Consider the following 13,403-nt stretch of genomic DNA (forward strand, 5'->3'; position numbering starts at 1 on the left):
TAACGGAGGACGACGGATGAACACCACGGCAGACCTGATCGAAACCGAGTACCGGCTCGGCGCACACAACTACAAGCCGCTCGACGTCGTGCTTTCGCGCGGCGAAGGCGTCTATGTCTGGGACATGGAAGGCAATCGCTACCTCGACTGCCTCTCGGCCTACTCCGCCGTCAACCAAGGCCACTGCCATCCAAAAATCTTCCAGGCGATGATGGAGCAGGCGCAGAAGCTGACGCTGACCTCGCGCGCCTTCCGCAACGATCAGCTCGCGCATTTCTATGAAGAGATCGCAGCGCTCACCGGCTCGCACAAGGTGCTGCCGATGAACTCGGGCGCCGAAGCCGTCGAGACCGCCGTCAAGGCCGTGCGCAAGTGGGGCTACGAGGTCAAGGGTGTGGCCGAAAACAAGGCCGAGATCATCGTCTGCTCCAACAATTTCCATGGCCGCACCATGGGTATCGTCGGGTTTTCGACCGACCCGGACGCGCGCACCGGCTTCGGCCCGTTCGCGCCCGGCTTCAAGGTCGTGCCCTTCGGGGACATCGACGCCTTCCGCGCGGCAATCACCGAGAACACCGTCGCCTTCCTGGTCGAGCCGATCCAGGGCGAAGCCGGCGTGCTCGTCCCGACGCCCGGCTACTTCCCGGCGGTACGCGAGCTCTGCACCAGGCATGGCATCACGCTGATCCTCGACGAGATCCAGACCGGCCTCGGCCGCACCGGCAAGCTGCTTGCCGAAGAACATGAGGGCATCGAGGCCGACGTGACGCTGATCGGCAAGGCGCTTTCGGGCGGCTTCTATCCGGTCTCGGCCGTGCTTTCAAACTCGGAAGTGCTCGGCGTCTTGAAGCCCGGCCAGCATGGCTCGACTTTCGGCGGCAATCCGCTCGCCTGCGCCATTGCCCGCGCGGCGCTCAAGGCGCTCACCGAGGAAGGCATGATCGAGAACTCGGCGCGCATGGGCGACCGCTTCCAGAAGGGTCTGACCGACATCCGGTCGAACATCATCAAGGAAGTGCGCGGCCGCGGCCTGATGCTGGCGGTCGAGCTGGTGCCGGAAGCCGGTGGCGCCCGCAAGTACTGCGAAGCGCTGAAGCAACTCGGCATCCTTGCCAAGGACACCCATGGCGACACGATCCGTATCGCGCCGCCGCTGGTGATCACCGCCGAGCAGGTCGATTGGGCCATCGAACAGTTCGCAACGGTCCTCGCCTCGGCCTGATCCCTTCATATCGAATTCGCTTTTCCTTGCGCCCCGGCATCGACCGGGGCGCAATGTCTTTAAGCACTTGCAAAAGCAAGTCTTAACGAATCCCGGCCTATAGTCCCTTCCCAAAGCGCAAAGCGGTTCCTCCGCGCATGATGCAGCTGCGCCCCGCCGGATGTCGTCGGCGGACTTTTGAAAACGCTCCCCATCGGCTCAATGGCCGCGCCAGCCGCGACCGCACCGCACGGAGATGTAACGAGTTTGGCGGTGTCGCGCCTTAAGGCGTCGACCGGAAAGCTGGAAGGACCTTCGATGACAAGCACACTCAGGACGGCTGGTTTCGACGGCGAAACGCTGGAAATCATCGCGTTCCGCCTCCACGATCAGGAATTCTGCGTCAAGACCACCACGATCCGCGAGATCCGTGGCTGGGCCCCCTCGACCCCGATCCCGCATTCGCCGCCTGAGGTCATCGGCGTGATGAACCTGCGCGGCACCGTGATCCCGATCATCGACCTTGCCCACAAGCTCGGCATGAAATCGACCACGGCCAATGAGCGCAGCGCCATCGTCGTTGCGGAAGTCCACAACATGGTGATCGGCCTGGTGGTCGACCGCGTTTCCGACATCCTCACCGTCCAGGGCAACCAGGTGCAACCGGTTCCCGAAGTTACCGCCTCCTTCGACAAGAGCTTTGCCGAGGGTATCATCGCCAACGAAAACGGCATGATCTGCTTCCTCAACCTCGCCCGCATGTTCAAGGAACGCGAAGTCGAGGAAATGGCCGCCTAAACAACAGGGCAGGTCACCGTATCGGAGCCGCTTTGCCGCTGGGCAAGGCGGCTTTTTTTGTCCGCTTGGTCCGACTTCAAAGTCGCCGCGGGAGATTCGTAAACGACAAGTTGCTAATTCAACCCAGAAATAGTATGCGAATTTTCACAACTAAAAACTGATAATTGCTATTTTAACATCTACTTAATAACCATAATACTAACGTAGATTGTATCAGCAAGACGTCATGGGCATGAACGCCCACGAGTTCGAACTCCCCTCGCAGCAAGAAAACGCTGACCCCGATTGGGCCGGCGGACGACGGACCAGACAATTTTCGGCATGCCGGCATTTGTCCTTGTCCCCGGAGCCTGCGCCGCTTTCGGCCCCGCATGCCCTGTCGACACCGCAAGCAACGAGTCCCGGCTTTCCGCTTGAAACAACAAGAACCAAATCAGAGGGTAATCATGTTCTCTTTCGGACAGAGCCTGGATTCACGCCAGATCGTCGCCGCGCTGTCAAAGTCGCAGGCCATGATCCAGTTCGATCTCACGGGAAAAATTCTGACGGCCAACGAAAACTTCTGCCAGGCACTCGGCTACACCCTGCAAGAGATCGTTGGCCAGCACCACCGCATGTTCTGCGCACCCGATTATGTGCAGACGCAAGAGTATCGTGATTTCTGGACCCGGCTCGGACGGGGTGAGTACGACGCCAATGCCTACAGGCGCTTTGCCAAGGGTGGCCGCGAAATCTGGATCCAGGCGACCTACAACCCCGTCTTTCACAACGGCAAACCCTACAAGGTCGTGAAATTTGCAAGTGACATCACCGCCGCCAAGATCAAGGCGAATGAGGATGGCGGCAAGCTCGATGCCATCTCGAAATCGCAGGCAGTGATCGAATTCACCCCCTCAGGTGAGATCGTCACGGCCAACGAGAACTTCTGCAACGCACTCGGCTACAGTCTGAAGGAAATTCAAGGCAGGCATCACAGCATGTTCTGCGACCCGACCTACGTGCAAGGCAGTGAATATGCCGAGTTCTGGAAGAAACTGGCCGCCGGCGAGTTCATCTCCAACGAATTCGTGCGCTACGGCAGGGGCGGCAAGGAGATCTGGATCCAGGCGGCCTACAATCCGATCCGCGACACGAACGGCAAGGTCTACAAGGTCGTCAAGTTCGCAACCGACGTCAGCGAGCGCATGGGCGCGATCAAGGCGCTCGGCGTCGGCCTTCAGGCACTTGCCGAAGGTGATCTCACCCACAGCCTGCCGACGCCCTTCGTTCCCAGCATGGAAGCGGTGCGCACCGATTTCAACGACGCAATCGATCGGCTCTGTCGGGCGATGCAGACCGTCGGCGACAACGCCAACGCCATCGCGTCCGGAGCGCGCGAAATCCGCTCGGCCGCAGACGATCTCTCCAAACGCACGGAACAGCAGGCCGCCTCGGTGGAAGAAACCGCAGCCGCCCTCGATGAGATCACCACGACAGTCGCCGACTCCAGCCGCCGCGCCGAGGAGGCCGGCGGGCTGGTCGCCAAGACCAAGGCGGGAGCCGAACGCTCCGGCAGCGTCGTCAAAAGCGCCATCGGTGCGATGGACCAGATCGAGCAATCCTCACGCGAGATCTCCAACATCATCGGTGTCATCGACGACATTGCCTTCCAGACCAACCTCCTGGCACTGAATGCCGGCGTCGAAGCGGCGCGGGCCGGCGAGGCCGGCAAGGGTTTTGCCGTCGTCGCCCAGGAGGTCCGCGAGCTCGCCCAGCGCTCGGCCCAGGCCGCCAAGGAGATCAAGGCGCTGATCACCACCTCCAGCGACCACGTCAAGAACGGCGTATCGCTTGTCGGGCAGACGGGGGCAGCGCTGGAAGAAATCCTGGTCCAGGTTCAGGAGATCAACATCAACGTCTCGGCCATCGTCGAGGCAGCCCGCGAGCAGGCGACGGGGCTGAAGGAAATCAACCAGGCGGTCAACTCCATGGATCAGGCGACCCAGCAGAATGCCGCCATGGTCGAGGAAAGCACCGCCGCGAGCCACAACATGTCGCGGGAAGCCGAGGCCCTCCATGCCCTGCTCAGGCAATTCCAGATCGGCCAGGAGACGGTGCCGGTTGAAAGACACGCCGACGAGCGCCAGCAGGCAACCCGCCTGCACGCCACCGCCCGCGGCATGCGCGGCGGACAACGACAAGCCCTTGCCGCCGCCCCGTCGAACGACGGATGGCAGAATTTCTGAGCGCAATCCCTGCACCCCGCGCTCAGGAATAGGGGAAGGCGGCGACCGGTCGCCGCCTTCCCGCATATCTTCCGAAAAGATCCGATCATGCCGCGTCGATCGACGCAGTCCTCAAGCCGCCTGCGGGCGCTTGATCTTCGAAGCGGCTTCGAGCACCAGCGGGCTCAGGCCCTCGCCACCGCCATCGATATGCTGGAACAGCTGCCGCCGCATGCGCGGCTCCCAATATTTGTTGATATGCGTCGCAACGCCCTGGGCGGCTTCGTCCTGCGGCTGGCTCTTGAAGAAGGTGGCGATCTGGTTCGCCATGTAGATCAGCTTGGCATTGGTGTCATGCGACATCGGCGATGGCTCCGGACTTGATGCGTTCGGCATGGGTGAAGATCTCGAATTCGTCGCCGCGCACAAGGGCGATCAGCGTCATGCCCGCGGCTTCTGCCGTGCGGATCGCTAGTGCTGTCGGCGCCGAGATGGCGATAATGACGGGGCTGCCGACAACAGCTGTCTTCTGCACCATCTCGACGGAAACGCGGCTGGTGACGACGACGGCGCCGTCACTTCCGCGGAACCCGGCACGGGCCGCCGCTCCGACAAGCTTGTCCAGCGCGTTGTGGCGGCCGACGTCCTCTCGCACCGCGATCAATCCCCTGCCCGGCACGTAGAACGCGGCACCGTGCACGGCGCGGGTTTCGAAATGCAGCGGCTGCTGGCCGTTTAAAAGCGCGACCGCCTTGACCACGTCTTCCTCCGACAGACGAAGAGGTGACGCAGAAACATCCGGTGTCGGCCGCACCGCCTGCTCGATCGATTCGATGCCACAGAGGCCGCAGCCGACAGGCCCCGCCATATGGCGGCGGCGCAGGCGCAGCATGTCGTTCTGCTCGTCCTTCAGCGTGATCTGCAGATCGATGCCGAGATTGCCCGCCACTTCGTCGGCGATCGCCTCGACCGCTTCGATCTGGCCGGGCTCAGCGATGATGCTCTCGGTCAGGCTGAAGCCGACGGCGAAATCCTCGAGATCGCCTGGCGTCGCCATCATCACCGCGTGGGTCGAGCCCCCGAAGGTGAATGCGACAGGCGTCTCTTCCGGGACAGCACGAGCGCCGTCCCTCAAGATTCCTGCGCGCAGGGCGGTCTCCGGCACGGTCTTCGACACCTGGAATTTCGGCATGGATGGCCCGGGCATCGCGACTACTCCGCAGCCTCCAGCTTGCCGGCAATCCGGCGCGATTGCCGCGCCTGCTCATCGTAATCCTGCTGCCAGTCCGATGGTCCGTTAGACGGCATCACCTGAACCGCCGTCACCTTGTACTCAGGGCAATTGGTCGCCCAGTCGGAGAAGTCGGTGGTGATGACGTTTGCCTGCGTCGTCGGATGGTGGAAGGTGGTGTAGACGACACCCGGCGCCACCCGATCGGTGATCAGAGAGCGAAGCGTCGTCTCGCCGGCGCGGCTGGCGAGCCTGATCCAGTCGCCATCGCGGATGCCGCGCTGTTCGGCGTCATGCGGGTGGATTTCCAGCCGGTCCTCCGCATGCCAGACGACGTTGTCGGTGCGCCGCGTCTGGGCGCCGACATTGTACTGGCTGAGAATGCGGCCGGTGGTGAGCAACAGCGGGAAACGCGGGCCGGTTCGCTCGTCGGTCGCGACATATTCGGTACGGATGAACTTGCCCTTGCCGCGCACGAAGCCGTCGACATGCATGATCGGCGAGCCCTCGGGATGCTTCTCGTTGCAGGGCCACTGCACGGAGCCCATCTTCTCCAGATAGTCGTAGGAAACGAGCGCGAAGCTCGGTGTCGTCGCGGCGATCTCGTCCATGATTTCGGAAGGATGGCGATAGTTCCAGTTCATCCCCATGGCCTGCGCCAACTTCTGGGTGACTTCCCAGTCGGCATAGCCGTTCTTCGGCGTCATCACCTTGCGCACGCGGTTGATGCGGCGTTCGGCATTGGTGAAGGTGCCGTCCTTTTCCAGGAAGGTCGAGCCCGGAAGGAACACGTGGGCATAGTTGGCCGTCTCGTTGAGGAAGAGGTCGTGCACCACGACGCACTCCATCGCCGCAAGGCCGGCGGCCACGTGCTTGGTGTCGGGATCCGACTGCAGGATGTCCTCGCCCTGGATGTAGATGCCCTTGAAGGTGCCGTCGACGGCGGCATCGAGCATGTTCGGTATGCGCAAGCCCGGCTCGCTGGATATCTCGACACCCCAGAGTTTTTCGAAGGTCTCGCGCGTCGCATCGTCGGAGACATGGCGGTAACCCGGAAGTTCGTGCGGGAACGAGCCCATGTCGCAGGAGCCCTGGACGTTGTTCTGGCCGCGCAGCGGGTTCACGCCGACACCAGGCCGGCCGATATTGCCGGTGACCATGGCAAGGTTGGCAATCGCCATGACCGTGGTCGAGCCCTGGCTGTGCTCGGTAACCCCGAGGCCGTAATAGATCGCGCCGTTGCCGCCGGTGGCAAAGAGCCGTGCGGCACCGCGAACGAGATCGGCGGGAACGCCGGTATAGGCTTCGGTCGCCTCCGGGCTGTGATAGGGCTCGGCAACGAAACTCGCCCAGTCCTCGTATTCAGACCAGTCGCAACGCTCGCGGATGAAGGCCTCGTTGGCGAGCCCTTCGGTGACGATCACATGCGCGATCGAGGTCAGGATCGCGACATTGGTGCCCGGCTTCAACGGCAGGTGATAGGACGCTTCCACATGCGGTGAACGCACGATGTCTGTGCGGCGCGGATCGATGACGATCAGCTTGGCGCCTTCGCGCAGCCGCTTCTTCAGACGCGAGCCGAAGACCGGATGGCCATCGGTCGGGTTGGCGCCGATGATGACGGCGACGTCGGTGAACTCGACCGAATCGAAATTCTGCGTGCCGGCGGACGTGCCGAAGGCCTGGCCGAGACCGTAGCCGGTCGGCGAGTGGCAGACACGGGCGCAGGTGTCGACATTGTTGTTGCCGAAGCCGGCGCGCACCAGCTTCTGGACCAGATAGGTTTCTTCGTTGGTGCAGCGCGACGAGGTGATGCCGCCGACGGAATCACGGCCATACTGGTACTGGATCCGCCGGAATTCGGCGGCCACATGCGCATAGGCCTCCTCCCAGGTCACTTCGCGCCAGGGATCAGAGATCTTCTCGCGGATCATCGGGTTGAGGATGCGGTCCTTATGGGTCGAATAACCATAGGCAAACCGACCCTTGACGCAGGAATGGCCGCGGTTCGCCTGCCCATCCTTCCACGGCACCATGCGCACCAGTTCTTCGCCGCGCATTTCCGCCTTAAAGGAGCAGCCGACACCGCAATAGGCGCAGGTGGTGACGACGGAATGCTCCGGCTGACCGATCTCGATCACGGATTTTTCGGTGAGCGTCGCCGTCGGGCAGGCCTGGACGCAGGCGCCGCAGGACACGCATTCAGACGACATGAAGTCTTCGGCCATGCCGGCGGAAACGCGGCTGTCGAAACCACGGCCGCCGATCGTCAGCGCGAAGGTGCCCTGCACTTCCTCGCAGGCACGCACGCAGCGCGAGCAGACGATGCACTTCGCCGGGTCGTAGGTGAAGTATGGATTGGACTCGTCCTTCGGCAGCCATTTGGCGTTGATGTCGCCATTGTTGCGCGCCTTGACGTGGTTCTCACCCTCATAGCCGTACCGCACATCGCGCAGGCCCACGGCTCCGGCCATGTCCTGCAGCTCGCAATCGCCATTGGCCGCACAGGTCAGACAGTCGAGCGGATGGTCGGAGATATAGAGCTCCATCACCCCGCGGCGAACGTCCTTCAGGCGCGGCGTCTGGGTCGACACTTCGAGCCCCGGCGCCACCGGCGTGGTGCAGGAGGCGGGCATACCGCCCCGCCCCTTGATCTCGACGAGACAGAGCCGGCAGGAGCCGAAGGCGTCCATCATGTCGGAGGCACAGAGCTTCGGCACCTCGATGCCCGCATCCATCGCCGCGCGCATGATCGATGTGCCCTCGGGAACGGTCACTTCGCGCCCGTCGATGGTCAGCGTCACCATGGTTTCGGAGCGGGAGGCAGGCGTGCCATAGTCGATTTCATGAATGAGAGACATGGTCTTCCTCCTCACTCCGCCGCTTCGACAAGCGGAGCCGGTTTGAAATCATCCGGAAAATGCGTCATCGCGCTGACGACGGGATAGGGCGTGAACCCGCCGAGCGCGCAGAGCGAACCGAACTTCATGGTGTTGCAGAGATCGGCGAGCAGTTCGCGGTTCTTCTCCGGCTCGATGCCTGCGGCGATCTTGTCGGCCACTTCGACGCCACGGGTCGAGCCGATGCGACAGGGCGTGCATTTGCCGCAGCTTTCGATCGCGCAGAACTCCATGGCGAAACGTGCCTGCTTCAGCATGTCGGCGGTATCGTCGAAGACAACGATGCCGGCATGGCCGATCAAGCCGTCCCGGGCGGCAAAGGCTTCATAGTCGAACGGCGTGTCGAACAGCGCACGCGGAAAATAGGCTCCGAGCGGACCGCCAACCTGCACCGCCTTGACCGGCCGGCCAGTTGCCGTTCCGCCAGCGATATGATCGATGATCTCGCCGAGCGCGAGGCCAAAGGCAGTTTCGAACAGGCCCGAGTGCTTGACGTTGCCGGCGATCTGGATCGGGATCGTCCCGCGCGAGCGGCCCATGCCGAAGTCTCGGTAGAAGGAGGCCCCTTTGTCCATGATGACAGGAACGGAAGCGAGCGAGATCACGTTGTTGATGACGGTCGGACAGTCGAACAGGCCCTTGTGGGCGGGGAGCGGCGGCTTCGCGCGCACGATGCCGCGCTTGCCCTCGAGGCTGTTGAGCAACGCTGTTTCCTCGCCGCAGACATAGGCGCCGGCGCCGGTGCGCACTTCCATGTCGAAGGCACGTCCCGAGCCGAGCACCGATTGCCCGAGCACGCCGGCTCGGCGCGCGATCTCGATCGCTTGCGCCATGGTGGCGATCGCATGCGGATACTCCGAACGCGTATAGATGAAGCCCTTGGTCGCGCCGGTCGCAAGGCCTGCCACCGCCATGCCCTCGATCAACACGAAGGGATCGCCCTCCATGATCATCCGGTCGGCAAAGGTACCGCTGTCGCCCTCATCGGCGTTACAGACGATGTACTTCCGCTCGCCCGCTGCTTCCAGAACCGTCTTCCATTTGATGCCGGTCGGGAAACCGGCGCCGCCGCGGCCGCGAAGACCGCTCTCCGTCACCTGCGTGACGATAGCCATCGGCTCCATGGAGATGGCGTTCTCCAGTCCGCGAAGACCGCCATGCGCGCGGTAATCGTCGAGCGACAGCGGGTCGATGACGCCGCAGCGCGCGAAGGTCAGCCGCGTCTGCTGCTTCAGGAATGGGATCTCCTCGGTCTTCCCGAGACAGAGCGCATGGTTGCCGCCATCAACAAGGCCGGCATCGATGAGAGACGCGACATCGCGCGCCTTGACCGGCCCATAGGCGACGCGCCCCTCCGACGTTTCCACCTCCACCAGCGGTTCCAGCCAGTGCAGGCCGCGTGAGCCGTTGCGCACGATGGTGACATCGAGGCCGCGTGCGGCGATCAGGTCTTCAATCGCCTTCGCCACCTTGTCGGCGCCGAGCGCCAGGGCCGCGGCATCGCGGGGAATGTAGATCTTCGTGGTCATCGGCGCGCCTCCGAAACGAGGGCGTCGAGATCGTCGGCATCGACCCGGGCATGCACCTCTCCGTCGAACATCGCGGAGGGTGCGCAGGAACAGAGCCCGAGACAGTAGACCGGCTCCAGTGTCACCGCGCCGTCGGGTGTCGTTTCGTGGAAGTCGATGCCGAGCAGGCGCTTCGCGCGCTCGGCCAGTTCATCGCCACCCATCGACTGGCACGCCTCGGCACGACAGAGCTTCAGCACATGGCGGCCGGCCGGATGTTCGCGAAAGTCATGATAGAACGAAAAGACGCCGTAGACCTCGGCGCGCGACAGGTTGAGTTCACGCGCGATGACGGGCAGACAGTCCTGCGGCACGTAACCGAATTCGTGCTGGATCTCGTGAAAGATCGGCAGCAGCGGCCCTTCGAGCCCCTTCAGTTCCTCGACGATCGCAAGCGTGCGCCCGGATACATCTCCACGCGGCTGGTGAATATTCACTCGGGGAGCCCTCCCGGCTCGCGGCTGTAGCGGCCCTTTTGCGGACCACGCCCAGCTCGAATTGGCATCGCCTGGGAAGGCCGCTTCCTCCACGTCCATTCCCATGAACGAAAAGCTTCGCGCTTCTGGGCGGAAGGGTCAATAAGGCTGTTCCGTTGGTTGATAGAAAAAATCTATTGAACCTGATTTCTCTCGCCGAGAATGCGCGCTTCGTGCAAAAGCGCCGACACCAGCGGCGTGAATGGTTCACGATGCGTCGCAACCAGGCCAACGGTGTGGTGGGCATCCGGCTCGATGATCGGGATCATCTTGATGTCTTCGTGAAAACCAAATGATTTCGCGACGTTGAAGGGCATGATGCTGGCCCAACGACCGGTGCGCACATGGGAGAAAAGCACGATCATCGAATTCGATTCGAGCGTCGGAGCGGCAACGACGCCAGCCTCGGAGAAATGCTGGTTGATGATCCGCCGGTTCTGCATATCGGCGGTCAATAGACAAAGCCGAATATCGCTAACCTCCTTCCACGTCACGCTTTCGCGATCGGAAAGCGGCGTTCCCGCAGCCGTTACGAGGTGGTAGCGCTCGATCTGCAGCGGGACGCTGGTGACGCGCCCGAGCGGTTCGTTCTCCAGATAAGTGAGACCGGCATCGATCTCGAGGTTTTCGAGCAGCGCCAGGATCTGCAGCGACGTGGTCGACAGCACCGAGAAAGTCACGTCGGGATGCTTCTCCTGAAAGGGCGCGGTGATCATCGGCACCATGGCCAGCGTCGTCGGGATCGCCGCCAGCCGGATATGCCCGGAGAGGCCTTTGCGCGCCGTGCGCATCTCCTCGCGCATGGTGCGGGCATCGCCGACGATGCGGCGCGCCCATTCGAGCACCCGTTGCCCTTCCGGCGTCAGCCCCTGAAAGCGCGAGCCGCGACTGACGAGCATGACGCCGAGCTGGCCTTCGAGCTGGCGAATTGCCGCCGATAGCGTCGGCTGCGTCACCCCGCATTCAAGCGCTGCCCGGCCGAAGTGTTTTTCGCGGGCCAGCACCAGAAACATTTCCAGCTTGTCGATCATCCCGAACCTTCGGAGTCCTTGGCTTTACCCCTCACCCTAACCCTCTCCCCGCACGCGGGGCGAGGGGACGTGCCCCGATCCCTGCCGAAGGGTGATGCCGGCGAAAGAATGTCAGGGCCGCCGCAAGATCTTACGCTCCGCGGGCGTGGAGAAGGCATCGGAGCGCGCCGCATGTCCCTTCGCCCCGCTCGCAGGGAGAAGGTGCCGGCAGGCGGATGAGGGGCTTGACCGCCACGGCCATCTACACCTGCTGTACTCACGTGATGAGCTGGCCGCCATTGACCTCCAGCACCTGGCCGGTGATGTAGCCGGACAGCGCATGGGAGGCGAGGAAGAGATAGGCCGGCGCGCAGTCCTCGGCCGTGCCAAGCCTGCCGATCGGGATCGTCTTGCGCGTCGCCTCCAGCTTTTCCGGCGACGAGTAGCGCTCGTGAAACTCGGTGGTGATGGTGCCGGGCGAGACGCAGTTGACCCTGATGCCCTCGGGCGCCAGTTCGCGCGCCAGCGCCTTAGAGTAGGTAGACACGAAGGCCTTGGTCGCCGAATAGATCGACGAGCCGGCACTGCCGCCGGTCAGCGCCGAAATCGACACGGTGTTGACGATTGCCGGATGGGTGCCCTTGCGCAAAAGTGGCAACAGTGCCCGCGTCATCTCGACCACGGAGGTCTGGTTGAGCTGGACGACAGTGCGATACTGCTCGTCGGTCAGCTCGGCTGCCGGAAAGCGGCCAACCATGGTGCCGGCATTGTTGACGAGGATGTCGACGCTGTCGAAGCGGCTGCGGACCGCGTCCGCCAGTACCTCGACGCCACCCTCTGCCAGGAAATCGGCTGCCGCCACATGCGCCCGCCCCTCGGTCGCAGCCGTCTCCAGGAAATCCGGAAGATCGCCAATCGTCCGCCCGGCATGGACGAACACATGCGCGCCGCAATCGAGAAACTGGCGCGCCACTTCAAGTCCGATGCCGCGTCCACCGCCGGTCACCACCACAGTCATGCCTTTGAACAAGGCCGGATGAAACATGTCTTTTCCCTCTTCCCGTCATTGCCAAAGTCGCCTATCGCCGGGGTGATTGCAACGCGCGCAATTCACATGCCGCCGACGAAAGCAGAATCGCGACAAACGACGATTTCTGAAATTGCACAGCTTTCGTTTTTGCATATTATGAAAAAAAACGAAAACGGGGAGGTTTCGGAATGTATCTGACAGGGCGGCAGGCGGAAATCCTGGAACTGGCGAAGAACGAAGGACGCGTGCTGGTCGAGGAGCTGGCGCAGCGCTTTTCGGTGACGCCGCAGACCATTCGCAAGGACCTCAACGACCTCTGCGACGCCAAGATCCTCAACCGGATTCACGGCGGCGCGATCTTCCCGAGCGGCAAGGAAAACGTCAAATACGATGCCCGCCGCCAGATCGCCGCACCGGAGAAGCAGGCGATCGGCAGGGCTGCCGCTGCCCTCATCCCCGACAACGCCTCGCTGTTCATCAATATCGGCACGACGACGGAGGCCGTGGGCGAGGCGCTGCTAGACCACAAGGAATTGATGGTCATCACCAACAACATCAACGTCGCCAACCACTTGCGCGTCTTCCCGTCGATCGAGGTGGTCATCACCGGCGGGGTGGTTCGCGGCTCCGACGGCGGCATTGTCGGCGAGGCGGCGGTCGACTTCATCAAGCAGTTCAAGGTGGACTTCGCCGTCATCGGCGCCTCGGCCATCGACCATGACGGCGCACTGCTCGATTTCGATTTTCGCGAAGTGAAAGTCGCCCAGGCGATCATCGCCAATGCCCGCCACGTCATCCTCGTTTCCGACTCGACCAAATTCGAAAGAACGGCCCCCGTTCGCATCGGTCATATCTCCCAGGTCCAGACCTTCATCACCGATCGCTGTCTCGTTGATAACGTGCGGAAAATCTGCGCCGAACAGGACGTTCGCCTGATCGAAACCGAGGCCTGAAAAGCGCTTTTTTAGACGATCCTGAGATTCGC

11 protein-coding genes are annotated in these 13,403 nt (G+C 62.7%); 4 read left to right on the plus strand and 7 right to left on the minus strand.

The genetic code is table 11. The features are described from left to right. Positions 1-16 precede the first annotated feature (16 nt). From rocD to AC07UR_RS13990, 3 genes are all read left to right on the plus strand, one after another. A complete protein-coding gene (gene rocD, locus AC07UR_RS13980; RefSeq protein WP_209790497.1) occupies positions 17-1,222 on the plus strand; it encodes an ornithine--oxo-acid transaminase in 1,206 nt (401 codons plus the stop codon). Positions 1,223-1,519: 297 nt separating this feature from the next. After that, positions 1,520-1,999: a chemotaxis protein CheW gene (locus AC07UR_RS13985; RefSeq protein ID WP_025425030.1), complete on the plus strand. Its 480-nt coding sequence runs from the start codon at positions 1,520-1,522 to the stop codon at positions 1,997-1,999. A gap of 446 nt (positions 2,000-2,445) precedes the next feature. Then, positions 2,446-4,224, plus strand: coding sequence for a methyl-accepting chemotaxis protein (locus AC07UR_RS13990; RefSeq protein ID WP_209790496.1), 1,779 nt, complete (start codon positions 2,446-2,448; stop codon positions 4,222-4,224). Between the two features lie 111 nt (positions 4,225-4,335). On the opposite strand, the gene AC07UR_RS13995 is transcribed toward AC07UR_RS13990, so the two are convergent. The 7 genes from AC07UR_RS13995 to AC07UR_RS14025 form a co-directional block, all read right to left on the minus strand. Next, a complete protein-coding gene (locus tag AC07UR_RS13995; protein WP_112805380.1) occupies positions 4,336-4,566 on the minus strand; it encodes a formate dehydrogenase subunit delta in 231 nt (76 codons plus the stop codon). Then, the gene (fdhD, locus tag AC07UR_RS14000) at positions 4,556-5,410 is read right to left on the minus strand and encodes a formate dehydrogenase accessory sulfurtransferase FdhD (protein WP_234902747.1); all 855 of its coding nucleotides are present in this window, start codon (positions 5,408-5,410) and stop codon (positions 4,556-4,558) included. The genes AC07UR_RS13995 and fdhD overlap by 11 nt, the downstream gene beginning before the upstream one ends. Positions 5,411-5,415: 5 nt before the next feature. Next, on the minus strand, positions 5,416-8,295 hold the full coding sequence (gene fdhF / locus AC07UR_RS14005; RefSeq protein WP_173418218.1) for a formate dehydrogenase subunit alpha: 2,880 nt from the start codon (positions 8,293-8,295) through the stop codon (positions 5,416-5,418). 11 nt (positions 8,296-8,306) lie between these two features. Further along, positions 8,307-9,863, minus strand: a complete 1,557-nt coding sequence (locus tag AC07UR_RS14010; RefSeq protein WP_209790495.1) for a formate dehydrogenase beta subunit — start codon at positions 9,861-9,863, stop codon at positions 8,307-8,309. Next, a complete protein-coding gene (locus tag AC07UR_RS14015) occupies positions 9,860-10,339 on the minus strand; it encodes a formate dehydrogenase subunit gamma (RefSeq protein WP_173418220.1) in 480 nt (159 codons plus the stop codon). Before AC07UR_RS14015 ends, AC07UR_RS14010 begins: the two co-directional genes overlap by 4 nt. 173 nt (positions 10,340-10,512) lie before the next feature. After that, on the minus strand, positions 10,513-11,409 hold the full coding sequence (locus AC07UR_RS14020; RefSeq protein ID WP_209790494.1) for a LysR family transcriptional regulator: 897 nt from the start codon (positions 11,407-11,409) through the stop codon (positions 10,513-10,515). Between the two features lie 256 nt (positions 11,410-11,665). Further along, positions 11,666-12,433, minus strand: a complete 768-nt coding sequence (locus AC07UR_RS14025; RefSeq protein WP_209790493.1) for an SDR family NAD(P)-dependent oxidoreductase — start codon at positions 12,431-12,433, stop codon at positions 11,666-11,668. 173 nt (positions 12,434-12,606) lie between these two features. Here AC07UR_RS14025 and AC07UR_RS14030 point away from each other — a divergent pair, with 173 nt between their 5' ends. Continuing rightward, positions 12,607-13,371 (plus strand): DeoR/GlpR family DNA-binding transcription regulator, encoded by a 765-nt coding sequence (locus AC07UR_RS14030; protein ID WP_173418223.1) that lies wholly within the window; start codon positions 12,607-12,609, stop codon positions 13,369-13,371. Positions 13,372-13,403: the final 32 nt, after the last annotated feature.

It is taken from the genome of Ensifer sp. GW821-FHT05G01 (assembly GCF_059419585.1).